Here is an 18,703-nt window from a genome sequence, read left to right on the forward strand (position 1 = left end):
TTACGCTGTCCGGTCGGTCCTCTCTTGCGTGTTGTTTCGCGGCGCGTTCCACTGTGCGGATTGCGCGGGGCGGTCGGGGGACGCCGTGGCCGACATTTTCATCAGCCATACCAGTTCGACCGAGAATGACCGCCGCTGGGCCTTCTGGATCGGTCGCACGCTCACCGCGCTCGGCCATGTCGTCCACCTCGACGCTTGGGAGCTGAATGTCGGTGACAATATCCCGGCGTGGGTGTTCGACAGGCACGATGCCGCTGATCACATCCTCTTGGTGCTCAGCAAGGCTTACCTGCAAAGACCCTATCCGCTTTTCGAGTGGACCAGCGCGCTCCACGCATCGATCAACGGGCGGCGGAGATTCGTCCTGCCGGTGCGGATCGAGCCGATCGAGCTTCCGACCTCGCTCGCGAGCCTCAGAAGCTGCGACCTGTTCGGCGTCGGCGAGAGCGACGCCTATGCCCTGCTCGAGGCGATGTTCCGGCCCGCCGGACCGCCGCCCGCTCACGAGACTGTGTTTCCAGGCCAGCAGGACGCAGACGTCCCGAGGAACCCGTTTCCGGGGGCACGCCTGCGCGCAATCTCGAACATCAAGGTCGATGTGCCCTATCACTTTCTCGGCAGAGATCCCGATCTCAAGCGCATCGAGAAGGCGATGATCCGGCGACAGGGCTCGGCTTCAATCGTCGTGCTCCATGGCCTGCGCGGCGTCGGTAAGACCACCCTGGCGGCAGCGTACGCCGAGGCTCGTCAACTGGACTACAGCGTGACCTGGTGGATCAATGCGGACGATGTGGTCAGCATGCGTGCCGACCTCGTGGCGCTCGGCTTGAGGCTCGGCTGGGTTTCGCCGGGAGAGGACGCCGATGCAGCCTTTGCACGGGTGCGCGACAGGCTTGCCGACGCCGACGAGCGCACGCTGCTGGTCTACGACAATGCCGGCGCCTGGAATGATCTGAAGCCGTTCGTACAGCGGAAGGGCTCTGCGCATGTCCTGGTGACCTCGAACGCGAGAGATTGGAGCGAGATCACCCGGCCGCTTCAGATCAAGGTGTGGTCTCCGGATATCGGCGCAAAATATCTCTTGGCGCGCAATGGACGTGCTGAGGACCGGACGCCGGCCGAGCGGTTGGCGGCGCGGGCGCTCGCCGACGAATTCGGTGGGCTGCCTTTGGCCCATGTTCAGGCCGCGGCGTTCGATGCGGCGACCTCGTGCGGCTACGTCCATTATCTCGAGGAGTTCAGGAAGCGGCCGGAAATCGTGATCGAGGCCGAGACGTCCGTCGAATATTACAATGGCCGAACCATTGCCAAGACATTCGGCATGGCGATCGACGCGGCGGCCGAGCGGCATCCCGCTTCCGGGGTGCTGATCGCCTATGCCGCGCTGCTGGCGCCGGATCCGATCCCGCTCACGCTGTTCTCCGCCGCGCGCCAGGCCTTCGGCGCGCCGCTGGCCTCTCTCCACGAGCCGGAGCTCGATCAGGCCATTGCCGCGCTGCTCGCGTTCGCCCTGATCGATCGCACGCGCGTGCCTGACGAGCGCGATCCCGCCGTCGTGACCGACTGCATCCGCCTGCACCGGCTGGTCCGGCTGGTCAGTGCGTCGCGATGGAGCGAACCGTGTGGGGGCCTTCCGAGCCGTGACACGGCGCTCGATCAGCTCGTGGTGGCCTTCGGCCTCGTCTATCCGAAGGACGTCCGGCGCAGCCCGCAGGTGTGGCGGCTGTTCCCGCATATCGTCGAGGTGCTGCGCACGCTGGTGAAGGAGAATTCCGCTGCATCCGCGCGCGCCATTCTCGACGAGTTGACGCGGCTCGTGGTGATGGCGCTGCGCGTGTCGGAGGACAAGAAGCGCGCCGGCAAGCTGATCCCGGAATATCTGGTGACGGTGCTGGGCGACTTCTATGAAATCGAGCCGCTCAAGCAGCCGATCCGGTTGCTGATCGAGAACCATCGCGAGATCTGGCCGCGGCTGCAGGAGCAGTTCCTCGCCACCAACAATCTCGTGCTGCGCTATGCGACGGCGGGCGCGCTCGCCAGTGTGCATCTGGACGACGCATCGATCGTGACGGCGGCGCAGTTGACCGCGTTGGTGAAGCACCGCGGCCTCAACGAGTTCGAGGTCGGCGGCTATGCGCTGGCACAGGTCTATGCGTACGCGCCTGAACGCATCGATCCCGCGGTGCTGGCGGCATGGGCCGGTCGCACCGAATACACCGGCCGGGCGATCCTCGGACATCTGCTCATCAACCTGGCGCTGCGGCGACCGGTCGTCTTCGATCAGCATGAGCCGGCCGGCAGCGCCGGCTTATGGCAGCCGGTGTGGGATTTCCACCAGATCGATATCGACACGATCGAGGCCATTGGCCTCTTTCGGGCGGTGCCGCGATGTCCACCGTCCAGCACGGCCAGCAACGCTGTCCGGGCGGACTTCGACGACCTCGTCGCGGTCGAGGCCGCCATCGCTGACTTCCTTGCGGCGGCGCGCAGTGTCCCGATCGTCCGGATCATGGCGGACTATTGGGAACTCGGCCGGAACGTCGATCTGATCGCGGAGGCGGAGGACGCATTGGCCGGGCTGACGATCGCGGATCTCGGCGAGCTCATGCGCCTGCTGTTCAGCCACCCGGTCTGGCTGGTGGGCGAAACGGCCGCGTCGACGCTGGCGCGGCTGATCGAGGCTGAATCCAGGCTCCTGGAGGTGGTCGAGGCCCTGCTCGATATCCCGGCCTGGCGGGTGCGCTACGGCGCCTCCGAGGCGGCCTTCATCCTCAGCGAAAAGCATCCCGGTCCGTTCCTGCGTGCGGTGCGGCGCTTCTACAGCGACCCCAATTGCCGCCTGCGCGGGCTGTGCGCTGAGAATCTCGGTTCGTTCATCCTGAAGGCCGATGCTGCGGCGCGGGTGGCTCTGCTGTCCGACTTCAAGCCCGCCTATGACGCTTGGCTGGGCGACGAGGACTGCTACGTGCTCGAGCACGTCTTCCATTTCATCGGCACGCTGCATCGGCGAGGGCTCGACGTGGCCGCGCTGCTGCCCGCACAGCTCTCGCGTTTGCTGGCGGGCGCCGGACAATGGTACAGCTGGGATCGCAGCCGGTTTCTGTGTCATCTTGAGGCTCGCAAGGCGGTGCTGCGCGCCGCTGACGGCCGCTCGGCAGGCGATCCCTGCGTGAAGGGGAGAGGGCAGGGTGCCTGATCGAGACCTGACGATCAGCTGGTGCGGCGACATCGAACGGGCGGGCGAGCTCGCTGCCTTTTTCGCCGGCCATGTCGGTCCCGCCTATGTATCGCACAGCGAGCTGCAGGGCGGGCGGGCGCTCGGGCCCGGACGCTGGCGGGACGATCTTCCCGCGGTACTGGAGGCGGAGCTCCGCGCGCGCTTGCGGCAGGCGGGTGTTGGCGCGCCAGGGCGTAGCGGTCAGGCCGTCCTGGTGGCCGAGCTGGACGGCGAGCTCGTCGGCCTGTCGATCGTGACCTTTGCCGGGCAGGCGCCGGTGCCATTCGCCGTCGTCGAGGACATGATCGTCAGCCCGGCCATGCGCAGCCGTGGCATTGGCAAGGCGATGCTTGACTGGATCGCCACGGAGGCGAGGTCGCGGACCATCGCACGGCTGTTCCTGGAGAGCGGCATCGACAACAAGCGGGCACACCACCTGTTCGAGCAGGAGGGGTTTCGCACCGTCTCCGTCGTCATGATGCGGTCACTGTAGCGCCCCGATCAGGGCAGCTTGTCGAAGCCGTCGGCGAGGCCGTTGAGGCTCAGCGGGAAGCCGATACCCTCCTCCGGGGTCTCGAAAATGATGAAGGTCGCGGTCTTGGCGGTCTTGAGCTGGCCGAGCAGCTTTTCGTCCATGACCACCTCGGCGACGCAGCCATTGGGCAGGCAGCGGACGAAGCCGGCGCGGCCGACATCCTGGTTGTCGAGCTTGAGGCCGAGGCCGGACGGCAGCAGCACGCCGAGCGGCGCCACGACGCGCATCAGCCGGCTCTTCTGGTCGGCGGTCTTGAGCATGATCACGGTCAGGCCGGCGTTGGAGCGGTCCTCGGCTACCACGCTCTGGATCAGCGCGCATTGCTCGCTCTGCGCGCCCGGCGGCGTATCGCAGCGAATCTGCCAGTCACCGTGCACCGAGCGCACTGCGCCCTGCGCCAGCGCAGAACCCGGCATGGCGATTGTCGTCGCCAGTGCGGCCGCCACCACGGCTGCGACAGCGGCCCAGCCGGCAACGCCGTGGGTGAGTCGCGCGAGACCAGCGTTCAACGGGCGCAAACGGCGCGAGTCGTTCGCAGCTGGGCTCGACGTGTCAGCTGTCTTGTCCGTTGAAACCCTGATCCGGGTCGGTGCCATGACAATTTCCTGTGGGTGATCTGCGCGTCCGACGCCATGATACGGCAATGATGGCGCCATGAGGACAGCGTCACCAGCGTACGGCACGAAACCATATGAAATATGGCCGCACCCGGTGGCGCTGCCGCTGCTCGCCGAATCAGCCTCGCAAACGGCCGTGTTCCGTTGCGTACATCGCAAGGAACGGCTGTCAAGCGCTCGTTGTCGGCGAAATCGCGCCATGCAGCAATTTCCCGGAAAATACGCCTGTCGCCGCAGATCGCGCCGCGTGCGAAATCCGGCTCAAGACTGCATTGCGATAGATCAAGAATTATGGTTTGAGAAGAAAGATTTCGTCATTCCAGTGAACTGGCCCAGGTGCTTTTCTATGCGTCCGCCCGAAGGCCAATTGTCAGGAGAGCGGATCGTACGGCGCACCGTCTGAAACGGGTTGTGCGCTGAGGGGGAAAGTTCTGAAGGGAGCGCGACGACATGAAGATGTCGAAAGGCCAATTGAGTGCCTGGTTGCTGGGCTTGGCCGTGGCGGGCATGACGCTCGTGTGGGGTGGATCGGCGTCTGCGGAATCGGGGCAGCCCGCGCCGTGGGAATACAAGCTGCAGGAGGCCGCGACGCCGGTGATGGAGAACATCACCTGGTTCCATGGTCTGCTCCTGACGATCATCACCATCATCACGCTGTTCGTGCTGGCGCTGCTCATCGCCGTGGTCGTGAAGTTCAACGCCCGCGCCAATCCGGTGCCGTCGCAGACCACGCACAACACGCTGATCGAGGTGGCGTGGACGCTGATCCCGGTGCTGATCCTGGTCATGATCGCGGTGCCGTCGTTCCGCCTCCTGTTCCTCGAGCTCGACGTGCCGAACGCCGATCTCACCATCAAGGCCACCGGCAAGCAGTGGTACTGGAGCTACGCCTATCCCGACAACGGCAAGTTCGAGTTCGACTCGCTGATGGCGCAGGACAAGAAGCCGCGCCTGCTCGCCGTCGACAATGAGATGGTCGTGCCGGTCAACAAGGTGGTCCGGGTGCAGACCACGGGCGCCGACGTGATCCACTCGTGGGCGATCCCGTCGTTCGGCGTCAAGATTGACGCCATTCCCGGCCGCCTCAACGAGACCTGGTTCAAGGCGACCAAGGTCGGCATGTATTACGGCCAGTGCTCGGAGCTGTGCGGCAAGGACCACGCCTACATGCCGATCGCTGTGCGCGTCGTCAGCGACCAGGAGTTCACCGCCTGGGTCGAGGACGCCAAGAAGAAGTACGCCAGCGCGCCCACGAGCAGCTACGCGTCGGCTGCAGGGCTGTCGCAGTAACGCGCGGGGACGAAACGCGAGATTGAGGGCCGCTGCTCGCGGTCCACGGGGACACTGAGGATTGGACAATGGCGACGAACGTAGCGACCCATGGCAGCCATGACGATCACGCGCACGACCATCCGACCGGATGGCGGCGCTGGCTGTATTCGACCAACCACAAAGACATCGGCACGATGTACCTGATCTTCGCGGTGTGCGCCGGCATCATCGGCGCCGCCATGTCGATCGCGATCCGCATCGAGCTGATGTATCCGGGCGTGCAGCTCTTCCACGAGAACCACACCTACAACGTGTTCGTGACCTCGCACGGCCTGATCATGATCTTCTTCATGGTCATGCCGGCGATGATCGGCGGCTTCGGCAACTGGATGGTGCCGCTGATGATCGGCGCGCCGGACATGGCGTTCCCGCGCATGAACAACATCTCGTTCTGGCTGCTGCCGGCCTCGTTCGCGCTGCTGTTGACCTCGACCTTCGTCGAGGGCGAGCCCGGCGCCAACGGCGTCGGCGCCGGCTGGACGATGTATGTGCCGCTGTCGACCTCCGGCCATCCCGGACCGGCGGTGGACTTCGCGATCCTGTCGCTGCATCTCGCCGGCGCGTCGTCGATCCTGGGCTCGATCAACTTCATCACCACCATCTTCAACATGCGCGCGCCGGGCATGACCCTGCACAAGATGCCGCTGTTCGTGTGGTCGATCCTGGTGACGGTGTTCCTGCTGCTGCTGTCGCTGCCGGTGCTCGCCGGCGCCATCACGATGATGCTGACCGACCGCAATTTCGGCACCACCTTCTTCGATCCGGCCGGCGGCGGCGACCCGGTGCTATTCCAGCACCTCTTCTGGTTCTTCGGCCACCCCGAAGTCTATATCCTGATCCTGCCCGGCTTCGGCATGATCAGCCAGATCGTGTCGACCTTCTCGCGCAAGCCCGTGTTCGGCTATCTCGGCATGGCCTATGCGATGGTCGCGATCGGCGGCATCGGCTTCGTGGTGTGGGCCCACCACATGTACACGGTCGGCATGTCCTCGGCGACGCAGGCCTATTTCGTCGCCGCCACCATGGTGATCGCGGTGCCGACCGGCGTGAAGATCTTCTCCTGGATCGCCACGATGTGGGGAGGTTCGATCGAGTTCCGCGCGCCGATGCTGTGGGCCGTGGGCTTCATCTTCCTGTTCACGGTCGGCGGCGTCACCGGCGTCGTGCTGGCCAATGCCGGTGTCGACCGCGTGCTGCAGGACACCTATTACGTCGTGGCGCACTTCCATTACGTGCTGTCGCTCGGCGCCGTGTTCGCCATCTTCGCGGGCTGGTACTACTGGTTCCCGAAGATGTTCGGCTACATGTACTCGGAGCCGATCGCGAAGGCGCACTTCTGGGTCACCTTCATCGGCGTCAATCTGGTGTTCTTCCCGCAGCACTTCCTCGGCCTGTCCGGCATGCCGCGGCGCTACATCGATTATCCGGACGCGTTTGCCGGCTGGAACCTGGTGTCGTCGATCGGCTCCTACATCTCCGGCTTCGGCGTGCTGATCTTCATCTACGGGATCGTCGACGCCTTCATGCGCAAGCAGCAGGCCGCGAACAATCCGTGGGGACCGGGCGCCACCACGCTGGAATGGACCTTGTCGTCGCCGCCGCCGTTCCATCAGTTCGAGGTGCTGCCGCGGGTGCAGTAAGCCCGGCTGCTACGACGCGGTGCCGCTCTCCGGCGCCGCGTCGACGTCTCCCGGCCGGCGTGTCCTGCGGCACGCCGACCGGTCCTTGAAGCGAAGCCCCGAAGCGGCATGCTTCTGAACCGTTTGAATTGAAGTCTGGATTCGTCGTGTCGGTCATTGATCAGAACGCCATTGCCGTCGGCCCGCGGATTTCCGAGGCCGATGTCGGCGATTATCTCGCGCTCTTGAAGCCGCGGGTGATGTCGCTCGTGATCTTCACGGCGCTGGTCGGTCTTCTGATCGCCCCCGGCCATTTCCACCCCGTGCTGGCGATCACCTCGCTCTTGTGCATCGCGGTCGGCGCCGGCGCCTCCGGCGCGCTGAACATGGCTCTGGAAGGCGACATCGATGCGCTGATGTCGCGCACCTGCAACCGGCCGATCCCGCGTGGCCGCATCACCCGCTCCGAGGCGCTCGCCTTCGGCACCACGCTGTCGTTCTTCTCCGTGATGACGCTGGGCATCCTCGTCAACTGGTATGCCGGGGCGCTGCTCGCCTTCACGATCTTCTTCTACGTCGTGATCTACACGCTGTGGCTGAAGCGCTGGACCGCGCAGAACATCGTCATCGGCGGCGCCGCCGGCGCGCTGCCGCCAGTCGTGGCCTGGGTCGCGGCGACCGGCTCGATCGCGCCGGAGCCGCTCTGGCTGTTCCTGACCATCTTCTTCTGGACGCCGCCGCATTTCTGGGCACTGGCGCTGTTCCGCAGCGACGATTACGCCCGCGCCGGCGTGCCGATGCTCCCCGTCGTCGCCGGGCCCGACGCGACCCGGCTGCAGATCCTGCTCTACACAATCGTGCTGGTCGCGGTCGCTGCTGCGCCCTGGCCGCTCGGCTATTTCGACGCCGTGTATGGCGTCGTCTCGCTGGCGCTCGGCGCCGGGATGATGTGGCTGGCGATCGAGGTGTTCCGCAAGCGCGAGCGCAGCGCCTCGCTGCGCGCCAACCGCAAGCTGTTCGCTTTCTCCATCCTGTATCTGTTCGCGCTGTTCGCGACGCTCGGGCTCGAAGCCGTCGCGCGCATGATCGCGCCGCTGATCTGGTAGGGGGCGTATGGCAAACGCAATGGCCGAGCATAATGAGCCGGATGGCATCGTCCTCACCGAGGCGCAGCTGCGCAGCCGCCGCCGGCGCTCGATCGCGATTGCGCTCGCGCTCGGCGTGCTCGTGGTGCTGTTCTTCGCGGTGACCATGGTGAAGGGCCCCGCCGTGCTGAAGCGGCCGATGTGATGGCTGGTGTGATGCAGGACGGTGCGAGACAGGACGACGTGACGGGGCAGACCGACCAGACCCTCCCGACCACCGCGCCGGCTGCGCAGGCCGCTGCCGCGCCGACCCGCGCCGCGCCGCGTCTGAGCCGCGATGCGCTGGTCGGCGGCATCTGCGGCGCCGTCGTGGTGTTGATGGTCGGCGCGTCCTATGCGGCCGTGCCGTTCTACAACTGGTTCTGCCGGGCCACCGGCTTCAACGGCACTACGCAGGTCGCGACGTCGGCGCCGGCAACGGCGCCGCTGGCGCGCCGGATCGCGGTGCGCTTCGACGCCAACGTCGCCGGCGGGCTGCCATGGAAGTTCGTGCCGGAAAAGACCGAGATCGAGGTCGCGATCGGCGAGGTGGTCACGGTCTATTACACCGTCACCAACCAGTCGGCGCGCACCACCGCGGGCCAGGCCGCCTACAACGTGTCGCCGCTGACCTCGGGCGCCTATTTCCAGAAGATCAACTGCTTCTGCTTCACCGAGCAGACCATGGCGCCGGGCGAGACCCGCGAGATGCCGGTCGTGTTCTACGTCGATCCCGCGATCACGGCCGATCACGAGAACGACGGGCTCAAGACGATCACGCTATCCTACACCTTCTATCCCGTCCGCGACGCCGCGCCGAAACCGGTCGCTGCGGGCGAGCCGGACAAGCCGCGGGGCAATCTATGATGGTGCGGACGTCCAACGTCCGCGACCATCGCTGTTGAACGACTACGTGCCGGCGCGACCGGCATCGATCTGGGGAGAGACTTGACATGGCTGAGGCGCACGCCAAGCATCACGACTACCATCTCGTCGATCCGAGCCCCTGGCCGTTCGTCGGCTCGGTCTCGGCGTTCATCATGGCGTTCGGCGCGATCGGCTGGATGCACAAGATGTTCGGCGCCGCGCCGATCGTGTTCGGCATCGGCCTGATCGGCGTGCTCTACACCATGGCGAGCTGGTGGGGCGACGTCATCAAGGAAGCCCAGTACAAGGGCGACCACACCCGCGTGGTGCAGCTGCACCACCGCTACGGCATGATCCTGTTCATCGCCTCGGAGGTGATGTTCTTCGTCGCCTGGTTCTGGGCCTATTTCAACGCCGCCCTGTTCCCGGCCTATGAGGTGCAGGCCACCCGCGACGCGCTGTTCGGCGGCGTCTGGCCGCCCAAGGGCATCGAGACCTTCGATCCCTGGCATCTGCCGCTGCTCAACACGCTGATCCTGCTGACCTCCGGCACCACGGTGACCTGGGCACACCACGCGCTTCTCGAGGGCGACCGCAAGGGCCTGAAATACGGCCTGATCCTGACCGTCCTGCTGGGCGCGACGTTTACCTGCGTGCAGGCCTATGAGTACAGCCACGCGACGTTCTCGTTCGCCGGCCACGTCTATGGTTCGACCTTCTTCATGGCGACCGGCTTCCACGGCTTCCATGTCCTGGTCGGCACGATCTTCCTGATCGTCTGCCTGGCGCGCGCCTATGCCGGCCACTTCACGCCGAAGCAGCACCTCGGCTTCGAGTTCGCCGCCTGGTACTGGCACTTCGTCGACGTGGTCTGGCTGTTCCTGTTCATCTGCATCTACGTCTGGGGCCACGGCGCCGAGACCATGGCCCACGGCGCCCACTAAAAGCCGCTCGCGTGCGACGAGCGCGCGCGACGGTTCCGTCGAACGTGTTAAGGAAGGGCGACCGTCGGGTCGCCCTTTTTCGTTGGACGGGTTGCCGCCGGTTGATCCAAATGTGATCCGATCCCGCCGCTTCGTCGCTTAAGCTGAGGCGTCGCGTCCGGCAGCCTTGGGGCAAGACACCATGATCGCTCATCCGCCCGTCACCCTGACCCAGACCATCCTGCGTGGGATCGCCTGCCGCTGTCCGCGCTGCGGCCAGGGCAAGCTGTTCGACGGCTTCCTCAATCTGCGCAAGCGCTGCGAGGCCTGCGACCTCGACTACGCCTTCATCGACACCGGCGACGGTCCAGCGATCTTCATCATGATGCTGGCCGGCGCGATCGTGGTCGGCGCGGCGCTGATCGTCGAGGTGAAGTACCAGCCGCCGTTCTGGGTCCATGCCGCGCTGTGGGGACCGCTGATCCTGGTCACGACGCTTCTCCCCCTGCGCGCGATGAAGTCGCTGCTGATCGCCCTGCAATTCCACCACAAGGCTGCCCCCGGCCGCCTGGTGGACAAGACGCCGCGTTGATGTCTGGCGTTGGCGACGACCGATCTGTGGCCTGATCATCGCACGCTTGGCGAAGACGACAATCTCTGTTTTTGAACGAGCTGAGAGGAAAAAGAGCTGCTCGTTTAAGCCGAAGACATCTGCGGCGCGACCGGTGCGCTTCCTCTCCCAGTTCTTACGGGGAGAGGGTTGGGGTGAGGGGCAGCCACGGGCAGTGTCCGTGGTGAGACCTGTACCCCCTCACCCGGATTGCATCTTGCGTTGCAATCCGACCTCTCCCCGCGAGCGGGGAGAGGTGAAGACCGAGCCCGCCGCGCCATCGTTCTGTCAATCAACTCAAAGAGACGGCGCAAATTGACTCGCCCAAACAACATGACCTCGCCCCGCTCCAAGACCTCGTCCCGCGCCTTTGCCGCCTTCACCATCGCGATGGTCGTGCTGTGCTTCGGCCTCGGCGTCTGGCAGCTGCAGCGCGGCGCTGCCAAGCATCAGCTGATCGCAGCACTTACCGATCGGATCAGCGCGGCGCCCGCGCCGCTGCCGCCACAGAGCGTGTGGCCCACGCTCACGCCCGCCACGGACGAGTTCCGCCGCGTCAGCTTCACCGCGAGCTATGCCAAGTTGCCCGACGCGATGGTCTACAGCGCCGGCTCCGCCGTGCGCGAGGACGTGTCGGGGCCGGGGACCTGGGCGTTCCTGCCGGCGCGGCTGCCGTCCGGCGAGACGGTGGTGGTCGACGCCGGCTTCGTCGCCAACACCATGCAGGAGCGCGCCGTGCAGGATCGCGCAGCGGCCAAACTCGTCACCGGCGAGCCTGTGACCCTGACCGGCTATCTGCGTTTCCCGGAAGCGGCCGGCCTGCTCACCACTGCCGAAAATCGCGACAAGCGTCTCTGGTTCACGCGCGATCATCTCGCGATGGCCAAGACGCTCGGTTGGGGAGAGGTCGCGCCGTTCTACATCGATCTCGAAACGCCGGTCCCCGAGAACGGCATCCCGCAGCCTGGTCCGCTGTCGCCGCATCTGCGCGACGAGCACATGCAATACGCCATCACCTGGTTCTCGCTGGCGGCGGCGCTGATCATCGCCTTCGCGGTGTGGGCGCGGGGCCGGCGACCCGCGGGCGAGAAGCTGTGAGGTCCGTTGCCCGCATGACCATGTCCACCTTCCCGCAGATCGCTTCGCTCATGCCGGCTACGCCGCGCCTATGACGTGGTCCGCTGCCGGTGAAACGGCCCTTGACTTAGAGCGCGCTCGAACCCGTAGCCTGCATGGCGTCGTGAATGGAGACGGGCGCGCATGAAGATCGGCGAATTGGCCAGGCAGTCGGGGCTGACGCCCCATACGATCCGCTACTACGAGCGGATCGGGCTGCTGCCCAGGGCCGACCGCGATCATGCGCAGCAGCGGGACTACGACGCATCGATCCTGACCTGGATCGAATTCCTCGGCCGGCTGAAGGCCACGGGAATGCCGATCCGGGACATGCTGCGTTACGCGGAGCTGCGTGCGCGCGGCGCCGCCACCGAGCCCGAGCGGCGCCAGCTCCTGGAGCGGCATCGCGATGTGGTTCGGGCGCACGTCGCCGCGTTGCAGGATTGCCTTCTCGTTCTCGACGGCAAGATTGCCGGCTATGCCGGCACCAACGAGAGGACGAACGATCATGACTCAGACGACGGCAATTCAGCCGGCAGTGGCACCCAAGACGCCGGCCGACGCCCCGCAGGGAGCGGGCGGCGACCACGAGCGGCTGGCGCGCGGCCGGCGCGCGCTCGATAGCATCGACGGCGAGGCCGGTCACAACGTGATCGCGGCGCTCGCCGACATCGCGCCGGATTTCGCGACCTACGTGATCGAGTTTCCGTTCGGCGACATCTATTCGCGCCCCGGCCTCGATCTGCGCAGCCGCGAGATCGCGACCATCGCGGCCCTGACCGCGCTCGGCAATGCCAGCCCGCAGCTCAAGGTGCACATCCATGCGGGTCTCAATGTCGGCCTCAGCCGCGACGAGATCACCGAGGTGATCATGCAGATGGCGGTCTATGCCGGTTTCCCCGCCGCGCTCAACGGCCTGTTCGCGGCCAAGGCCGTGTTCGCCGAGGCCGACGCGAAGGCCGGTCGCCCGCTATGAGCATGGGCAGCGCGCGCTGACGGTCGCGGCCCGCGTGAGCACAGCGAGAGGCACGGCCGTTCGTCCGGCCCCGCCTGTCGCTTCGCTCATACGGGCTGCGCGTCGGCCCCGATCAACCGCACGCTGCCGGACACCCTGACCGGTGCGCCGACCGGCCCGTCGAGATCGACCCGCAGGCAGCAGGGCACGCCCATGTCCTCGCCCTGCCGGATCACGATAGGCTCCTGGGCCGGCCATGCGAGCTCGCGCAGATAGCCGGCCAGCGCTGCGGCCGCCGCACCCGTCGCCGGATCCTCGTAAACACCGCCGAACGGGAACGGATTGCGGGCGTGGAAAAGCTGCGGCGTCTCGGCATGAACCAGCGCAAACGTGCAGAAACGCTCGCGCTGCGCCAGCTCCTGACCCCGGCCGAAGTCATAGCTGACGGCCCCGAGGCGGTTGCGGTCTCGCAGCGCTATGACCGGATGATCCATCCCGGCATGGGCGACAATGGGCGGGATGCGCGGGTCGAGGTCGTCAGGCGACAGCGCGAACAGCGCCAGCGTCTCGTCGAGCGCCGCGGACGAGAGGCTGCGCGTCTGCGTCGGCGGCGATCGGAACGACGCGCTCCAATCCGTCGCCGAATGATGGCCATCGACGGTGATGTCGGCATGATTGAGCTTGAGCGCAAAGGTGCCGGAGCGTTCGTGCCGGGCCAGCGCGGCGCCGAGGGCAATGGTCGCATGCCCGCAGAAATCGACCTCAGCTTCCGGCGCGAAGTAGCGCACCCGCCATGCGCCATCGACAGGCGCCGCAAACGCCGTCTCCGAATAGCCGATCTCGGCGGCCATCGCCTGCATCGTGGCGGCGTCGGGCAGCGCTTCGCAGATGACGACGCCAGCCGGATTGCCGCCGGTCGGGCCGTCGGTGAAGGCGGCGATGTGTTGGATGATCATGTGGGTCTCGCGTCAGTGTGACGGTTCGAGAATGCCTGCCGTTGCAGCGCATGCAAGTGGAGTTTGATGCGAGCGCGATCTCCGGAAGCGCGCGATAAATCGTAGCCCGCATGAGCGTAGCGATATGCGGGACCGGTGCTGACCCCGCATGTCGCTATCGCTCATGCGGGCTACCTATGCGCCCTCACATACGCCCGCTCGCCGGTCCCGGGATCAAACCACACATCGAGCGTGTCGCCGCTGGTGGGATCGACGAAGCGCTCTTCCGTCTTGACCCACTCCGGTCCCGGCGGCGCCGTCAGGGCCTCGCGCTTGTAGCCGCCCTGGCGGAAGAATGCCCACACCAGCACGACGGCGACGATGACCGCGAGCCAGAGCATGACGCCGATCATGGTGCCGGTTCGATCACGGCCGCGGTGCCGTAGGCGACGATCTCGCTCATGGTCTGGCCGATCTCGGCGCTGTCGAAGCGCATCATCAGGATCGCATTGGCGCCCATCGAGGTGGCATTGTGGACGAGGCGGTCGAGCGCATGGCGCCGCGCCTCCTCCAGCATCTGGGTGTATTCGTGGATCTCGCCGCCGACGATCGAACGCAGGCTGGCCAGCAGATTGCCGCCGAGGCCGCGGCTGCGCACCACCACGCCGAAACACTGCCCCAGCATCCGCACCGTGCGATGGCCGGTCACGTTTTCCGTTGTCACGACGATCATGGAAGGCTCCATCTTCTGCCGGCCAGCTCGGCCAACGCTCCGTTTGACAACCGAGCCATGGTTCCGGTTCAAGGCAGCCGCGCTTGGCAGTACGGCTCTATCCTTCGTCATTGCGAGGCGCCTTTGCGCCGAAGCAATCCAGGACGCGCGACGCGGATGCAGTCTGGATTGCTTCGAGCATCCGGTCGCGCAGCCAGTGGGATCGGATGGCTCGCAATGACGGCTGCAGTCTTCGTGCTTGCCCGAGTCGCCCGACGGGCTGTCTCGTCGCGGACTTGACCGCGCTGTGAGTCGCCAAATTCGCCTGCGCCGAAAAAATCATTTCGCCAACGAGCTCAAGGCGATCGGCCATTCCGGTTCGGTCTGCTCAAAAATTCCTATTTCCTTTTTTCAGAAATTGTGGTTGTCTCTCTCCGTCCCGCCTCGTTGCGAGGGGCGTACGCGTCGTCACGGACGTTGGGGTGGGATGCGATGGACGTGAAGGCTGCAACTGACGAGTGCGGCCGGCACGGACGGCGAAGTCGCGTGGTCCTGATACCCCGACGCTGGTATCAAGTTGGCGCCGATGCCGATGCATCGCGTCGATGACGGTGGCCAAAAAGCCCGGTGCACCGAGGAGAGCGCGTATAAGTCGTAAGCCATTGCGCAGGGAAGGCCGGGTCGCTCTGGCTGAGCCTGTGGTTCCTGCCCCGTGCATTTCTGTTCGCACGGGGGCCGCGGGTGCCAGCCGGCATCCGGTCTTCCCTGCGCCCTCCAACCCAAGGAGGGATCAAGTTTCGCAAAGCTCGGGTGCCGATCGCGCCGCGAGGACGCGAAGGTGCGTTTTGCGGGGCGGGGCTTTCCGAAACGGTTGCTTGCCGAGACGGTTGCTTGCCGAGATCCCATGTCACCACGCGTCATTGCGAGGAGCGCAGCGACGAAGCAAGCCAGAGTCCCGCCCATGGCCCTGGATTGCTTCGCTGCGCTCGCCATGACGGAGGAAAGACTAATGCTTCGAACAATCAGCCTTGATGCGGCAGGACGGGTGCCATCGCCGCCTCCCCGTCGTCATCCCCGCGAAGGCGGGGATCCAGTACGCCGCGGCGGCGCGGTCGACCGCGGCCGTCACGGCGGACTGGATCGCCCGCCGGAGCCTGTCCTCGGTTGAGCCTTCGGAAAACCCCCCGGGGCGGCGACAGCGGAGTGGGAGCGGGTTCCGTCGGCTCGCAAGGAGCTGCCTATCCAAGCCGCCCCCGTAACGCAGCCGTAACCCGAAGCCGACCATTCTTCGGGACCGGCAACAACCGGTTTCGCGCGAAGGCCAAAACCATTATGGTGCCGGACCATGTTGCCGCCGGGCAGTTCCGATTTCGAATTCAATCAACAGGTTATGGCCTGGTGACGCAGGTCTGGAGAGCGGTTTGACGCGCTATGTTTCGACCCGCGGGGAGGCCCCCGCGCTCACCTTCTGCGATGTGATGCTGACCGGGCTCGCCCGTGACGGCGGCCTCTACGTGCCCGAGACCTGGCCGCAGCTCTCGGCCGAGACCATCGCCTCGTTCTTCGGCCGGCCTTATTGGGAGGTCGCGGTCGAGGTCATCAAGCCGTTCGTGGCCGGAGAGATCTCCGACGCCGAGCTCGGCCGCATGGCCAACGAGGCCTATGCCACGTTCCGCCACCCAGCGGTGGTGCCGCTCGACCAGAGCGCGCCGCATCAGTTTGTGCTGGAGCTGTTCCACGGGCCGACCTTGGCGTTCAAGGACGTGGCGATGCAGCTGATCTCGCGGCTGATGGACCATGTCCTGGCCAGGCGCGGCGAGCGCACCACCATCGTGGTCGCGACCTCGGGCGACACCGGCGGCGCGGCGGTCGACGCCTTCGCCGGCCGCGACAATGCCGATCTCATCGTGCTGTTCCCGCACGGCCGCATCTCCGAGGTGCAGCGGCGCATGATAACGACGTCGGGCGCGGCCAATGTCCATGCGCTCGCCATCGAAGGTCATTTCGACGACTGCCAGGCGCTCGTGAAGGGCCTGTTCAACCATCACGCCTTCCGTGATTCGGTGGCGCTGTCCGGCGTCAACTCGATCAACTGGGCGCGCGTGGTGGCCCAGGTGGTCTATTACTTCACGTCGGCGGTCGCGGTCGGCGCACCCGCGCGCGCCGTCGACTTCACGGTGCCGACCGGCAATTTCGGCGACGTCTTCGCCGGCTACGTCGCCAAGCGCATGGGCCTGCCGGTGCGCACCCTGCGCGTCGCGACCAACGTCAACGACATCCTCGCCCGCACGCTCAAGACCGGCATCTACGAGGTGCGCGAGGTGCATGCGACGGCGTCGCCCTCGATGGACATCCAGGTGTCGTCCAATTTCGAGCGGCTGCTGTTCGAGGCCGGCGGCCGCGACGCAGCCTCCGTGCGGCGGCTGATGGAGAGCCTGAAGCAGTCGGGCCGCTTTGTGCTGCCTGACGCGATGCTGGCAGCGATCCGCGCCGATTTCGATGCCGGCCGCGCCGACGAGACCGAGACCGCGGCCGCGATCCGCGCCGCCTTCCGCGAGGCCGGCGATCTCGTCGACCCGCACACGGCGGTGGCACTGGCAGTGGCTGACCGCGACGGCACCGACACCTCGGTGCCGAACATCGTGCTGTCGACGGCGCATCCCGCCAAATTCCCCGATGCGGTCGAGGCCGCCTGCGGAATGCGGCCGCAGCTGCCGGTTTGGCTCGAAGGGCTGATGAGCAAGCGCGAGGACGTCAGGATCATGCGGAACGACCAGGCCGAGGTGGAGACCTTCATCCGCTCGGTCAGCCGGGCCGCCAAGCAGGGAATTGCATGATGGGCGTGGAAGTCACCAAGCTGCCGACGGGGTTGACGGTCGTCACCGACACGATGCCGCATCTGGAGACCGCGGCGCTCGGGGTGTGGGCCGGGGTCGGCGGCCGCGACGAGAAACCGGACGAGCACGGCATCTCGCATCTTCTGGAACATATGGCGTTCAAGGGCACCACGATGCGCAGCGCGCGCGAGATCGTCGAGGCGATCGAGGCGGTCGGCGGCGATCTCAACGCCGGCACCTCGACCGAGACCACGGCCTACTACGCGCGCGTGCTGAAGGCCGATGTGCCGCTGGCGCTCGACGTGCTCTCCGACATCCTCGCCAATCCGTCGTTCGTGCCGGAGGAGCTGGAGCGCGAGAAGAACGTGATCGTGCAGGAAATCGGCGCGGCGCAGGACACGCCCGACGACGTCGTGTTCGAGCACCTCAACGAGCTGTGCTTCCCCGATCAGCCGATGGGGCGTTCGCTGCTCGGCACCGCCAAGACGCTGCAGGCGTTCGACCGCGACAAGCTGCACGGCTATCTCGCCACGCATTACCGTGGCCCCGACATGGTGGTCGCCGCGGCCGGCGCCGTCGACCATCAGCGGGTGGTCGAGGACGTGACCAGGCATTTTGCCAGCTTCAATGGCGGTCCGGCGCCGAAGCCGCAGCCGGCGGCGTTCGGCAAGGGCGGTTCGCGGGTTGTGCATCGCGACCTCGAGCAGGCGCATCTGACGCTTGCGCTCGAGGGCGTGCCGCAGGCTGATCCGTCGCTGTTCTCGCTGCAGGTCTTCACCAACATCCTCGGCGGCGGCATGTCGTCCCGGCTGTTTCAGGAGGTGCGCGAGAACAGGGGGCTCTGCTACTCCGTCTACACGTTCCACGCGCCCTATAGCGATACCGGCTTCTTCGGTCTCTACACCGGGACCGATCCCGCCGATGCGCCCGAGATGATGGAGGTCGTGGTCGACATCATCGGCAACGCGGTGGAAACGCTCGGCGAGGCCGAGGTGGCGCGGGCCAGGGCGCAGATGAAGGCGGGGCTTTTGATGGCCCTGGAGAGCTGCAGCGCCCGCGCCGAGCAGCTCGCGCGTCACATCCTGGCTTATGGCCGGCCGCAGACCCTGCAGGAGATGATCGAGAAGATCGAAGCGGTCAGCGTCGAGAGCACGCGCGATGCTGCACGCGCGCTGCTCGCGCGCAGCAAGCCGGCGGTGGTCGCGCTGGGCAGCGGCAGAGGTCTGGACACGGCGGTGACTTTCGCCGAAGGTCTGACCAGCCCGAAGTCGAAGGCCCAACTGCATTGAGCACGGGTCCGGAAA

Annotated in this window: 18 protein-coding genes; 14 read left to right on the plus strand and 4 right to left on the minus strand. The window is 66.2% G+C overall.

Going from position 1 to position 18,703, the window contains the following annotated elements:
* Nucleotides 1–85 precede the first annotated feature (85 nt).
* Together LQG66_RS27525 and LQG66_RS27530 are read left to right on the plus strand one after the other, a co-directional pair.
* Nucleotides 86–3,196, plus strand: coding sequence for a toll/interleukin-1 receptor domain-containing protein (locus LQG66_RS27525; RefSeq protein WP_231318788.1), 3,111 nt, complete (start codon nucleotides 86–88; stop codon nucleotides 3,194–3,196).
* Nucleotides 3,189–3,710: a GNAT family N-acetyltransferase gene (locus LQG66_RS27530; protein WP_231318789.1), complete on the plus strand. Its 522-nt coding sequence runs from the start codon at nucleotides 3,189–3,191 to the stop codon at nucleotides 3,708–3,710. Before LQG66_RS27525 ends, LQG66_RS27530 begins: the two co-directional genes overlap by 8 nt.
* An 8-nt stretch (nucleotides 3,711–3,718) precedes the next feature.
* Here the strand turns inward: LQG66_RS27530 and LQG66_RS27535 are convergent, their stop codons facing one another.
* Nucleotides 3,719–4,348 carry an invasion associated locus B family protein gene (locus LQG66_RS27535; protein ID WP_231318791.1) on the minus strand — a complete coding sequence of 210 codons (630 nt, stop codon included), beginning with the start codon at nucleotides 4,346–4,348 and terminating at the stop codon, nucleotides 3,719–3,721.
* Between the two features lie 471 nt (nucleotides 4,349–4,819).
* Between LQG66_RS27535 and coxB the strand changes: the two genes are divergently transcribed.
* From coxB to LQG66_RS27585, 10 genes are all read left to right on the plus strand, one after another.
* On the plus strand, nucleotides 4,820–5,659 hold the full coding sequence (gene coxB / locus LQG66_RS27540; protein WP_231318793.1) for a cytochrome c oxidase subunit II: 840 nt from the start codon (nucleotides 4,820–4,822) through the stop codon (nucleotides 5,657–5,659).
* 68 nt (nucleotides 5,660–5,727) lie between these two features.
* Entirely contained in the window at nucleotides 5,728–7,341 is a 1,614-nt protein-coding gene (gene ctaD / locus LQG66_RS27545; protein ID WP_231318795.1) for a cytochrome c oxidase subunit I, read from the plus strand.
* A gap of 146 nt (nucleotides 7,342–7,487) precedes the next feature.
* Nucleotides 7,488–8,426: a heme o synthase gene (locus LQG66_RS27550; protein ID WP_231318798.1), complete on the plus strand. Its 939-nt coding sequence runs from the start codon at nucleotides 7,488–7,490 to the stop codon at nucleotides 8,424–8,426.
* Nucleotides 8,427–8,433: 7 nt separating this feature from the next.
* On the plus strand, nucleotides 8,434–8,610 hold the full coding sequence (locus LQG66_RS27555; protein WP_231318800.1) for a CoxF protein: 177 nt from the start codon (nucleotides 8,434–8,436) through the stop codon (nucleotides 8,608–8,610).
* Between the two features lie 11 nt (nucleotides 8,611–8,621).
* Nucleotides 8,622–9,311, plus strand: a complete 690-nt coding sequence (locus tag LQG66_RS27560) for a cytochrome c oxidase assembly protein (RefSeq protein WP_231327973.1) — start codon at nucleotides 8,622–8,624, stop codon at nucleotides 9,309–9,311.
* A gap of 86 nt (nucleotides 9,312–9,397) precedes the next feature.
* On the plus strand, nucleotides 9,398–10,255 hold the full coding sequence (locus tag LQG66_RS27565) for a cytochrome c oxidase subunit 3 (protein ID WP_231318801.1): 858 nt from the start codon (nucleotides 9,398–9,400) through the stop codon (nucleotides 10,253–10,255).
* A 181-nt stretch (nucleotides 10,256–10,436) separates the two neighbouring features.
* Nucleotides 10,437–10,826, plus strand: coding sequence for a DUF983 domain-containing protein (locus LQG66_RS27570; protein ID WP_231318804.1), 390 nt, complete (start codon nucleotides 10,437–10,439; stop codon nucleotides 10,824–10,826).
* 351 nt (nucleotides 10,827–11,177) lie between these two features.
* Nucleotides 11,178–11,942, plus strand: coding sequence for an SURF1 family protein (locus tag LQG66_RS27575; RefSeq protein WP_231318806.1), 765 nt, complete (start codon nucleotides 11,178–11,180; stop codon nucleotides 11,940–11,942).
* A 162-nt stretch (nucleotides 11,943–12,104) separates the two neighbouring features.
* Nucleotides 12,105–12,584 (plus strand): MerR family transcriptional regulator, encoded by a 480-nt coding sequence (locus tag LQG66_RS27580; protein WP_231318808.1) that lies wholly within the window; start codon nucleotides 12,105–12,107, stop codon nucleotides 12,582–12,584.
* The gene (locus tag LQG66_RS27585; RefSeq protein ID WP_425601255.1) at nucleotides 12,469–12,936 is read left to right on the plus strand and encodes a carboxymuconolactone decarboxylase family protein; all 468 of its coding nucleotides are present in this window, start codon (nucleotides 12,469–12,471) and stop codon (nucleotides 12,934–12,936) included. The genes LQG66_RS27580 and LQG66_RS27585 overlap by 116 nt, the downstream gene beginning before the upstream one ends.
* 86 nt (nucleotides 12,937–13,022) lie before the next feature.
* Here the strand turns inward: LQG66_RS27585 and LQG66_RS27590 are convergent, their stop codons facing one another.
* From LQG66_RS27590 to LQG66_RS27600, 3 genes are all read right to left on the minus strand, one after another.
* On the minus strand, nucleotides 13,023–13,871 hold the full coding sequence (locus LQG66_RS27590; RefSeq protein WP_231318809.1) for a PhzF family phenazine biosynthesis protein: 849 nt from the start codon (nucleotides 13,869–13,871) through the stop codon (nucleotides 13,023–13,025).
* Between the two features lie 170 nt (nucleotides 13,872–14,041).
* A complete protein-coding gene (locus tag LQG66_RS27595; RefSeq protein ID WP_231318811.1) occupies nucleotides 14,042–14,263 on the minus strand; it encodes a hypothetical protein in 222 nt (73 codons plus the stop codon).
* Nucleotides 14,260–14,583, minus strand: coding sequence for a heavy metal-binding domain-containing protein (locus LQG66_RS27600; protein ID WP_231318812.1), 324 nt, complete (start codon nucleotides 14,581–14,583; stop codon nucleotides 14,260–14,262). Before LQG66_RS27600 ends, LQG66_RS27595 begins: the two co-directional genes overlap by 4 nt.
* A 1,400-nt stretch (nucleotides 14,584–15,983) precedes the next feature.
* On the opposite strand from LQG66_RS27600, the gene thrC reads away from it, so the two are divergent.
* Both thrC and LQG66_RS27610 read left to right on the plus strand, forming a co-directional pair.
* Nucleotides 15,984–17,399 carry a threonine synthase gene (thrC, locus tag LQG66_RS27605; protein ID WP_231318815.1) on the plus strand — a complete coding sequence of 472 codons (1,416 nt, stop codon included), beginning with the start codon at nucleotides 15,984–15,986 and terminating at the stop codon, nucleotides 17,397–17,399.
* Complete coding sequence (locus tag LQG66_RS27610) at nucleotides 17,399–18,688, plus strand: M16 family metallopeptidase (protein ID WP_231327975.1); 1,290 nt, start codon at nucleotides 17,399–17,401, stop codon at nucleotides 18,686–18,688. The genes thrC and LQG66_RS27610 overlap by 1 nt, the downstream gene beginning before the upstream one ends.
* The last annotated feature ends 15 nt before the right edge of the window (nucleotides 18,689–18,703 follow it).

Source organism: Bradyrhizobium ontarionense (assembly GCF_021088345.1).
In the GTDB taxonomy this organism is placed as follows: Bacteria; Pseudomonadota; Alphaproteobacteria; order Rhizobiales; family Xanthobacteraceae; genus Bradyrhizobium; species Bradyrhizobium ontarionense.

Bases quoted from the DNA above. Each gene is read 5' to 3' on its own strand.
- LQG66_RS27535 (WP_231318791.1), bottom strand. From the start codon at position 4,348: ATGGCACCGACCCGGATCAGGGTTTCAACGGACAAGACAGCTGACACG.
- coxB (WP_231318793.1), top strand. From the start codon at position 4,820: ATGAAGATGTCGAAAGGCCAATTGAGTGCCTGGTTGCTGGGCTTGGCC.
- ctaD (WP_231318795.1), top strand. From the start codon at position 5,728: ATGGCGACGAACGTAGCGACCCATGGCAGCCATGACGATCACGCGCAC.
- LQG66_RS27555 (WP_231318800.1), top strand. From the start codon at position 8,434: ATGGCAAACGCAATGGCCGAGCATAATGAGCCGGATGGCATCGTCCTC.
- LQG66_RS27560 (WP_231327973.1), top strand. From the start codon at position 8,622: ATGCAGGACGGTGCGAGACAGGACGACGTGACGGGGCAGACCGACCAG.
- LQG66_RS27565 (WP_231318801.1), top strand. From the start codon at position 9,398: ATGGCTGAGGCGCACGCCAAGCATCACGACTACCATCTCGTCGATCCG.
- LQG66_RS27570 (WP_231318804.1), top strand. From the start codon at position 10,437: ATGATCGCTCATCCGCCCGTCACCCTGACCCAGACCATCCTGCGTGGG.
- LQG66_RS27575 (WP_231318806.1), top strand. From the start codon at position 11,178: ATGACCTCGCCCCGCTCCAAGACCTCGTCCCGCGCCTTTGCCGCCTTC.
- LQG66_RS27580 (WP_231318808.1), top strand. From the start codon at position 12,105: ATGAAGATCGGCGAATTGGCCAGGCAGTCGGGGCTGACGCCCCATACG.
- LQG66_RS27585 (WP_425601255.1), top strand. From the start codon at position 12,469: ATGACTCAGACGACGGCAATTCAGCCGGCAGTGGCACCCAAGACGCCG.
- LQG66_RS27590 (WP_231318809.1), bottom strand. From the start codon at position 13,871: ATGATCATCCAACACATCGCCGCCTTCACCGACGGCCCGACCGGCGGC.
- LQG66_RS27595 (WP_231318811.1), bottom strand. From the start codon at position 14,263: ATGATCGGCGTCATGCTCTGGCTCGCGGTCATCGTCGCCGTCGTGCTG.
- LQG66_RS27600 (WP_231318812.1), bottom strand. From the start codon at position 14,583: ATGATCGTCGTGACAACGGAAAACGTGACCGGCCATCGCACGGTGCGG.
- LQG66_RS27610 (WP_231327975.1), top strand. From the start codon at position 17,399: ATGGGCGTGGAAGTCACCAAGCTGCCGACGGGGTTGACGGTCGTCACC.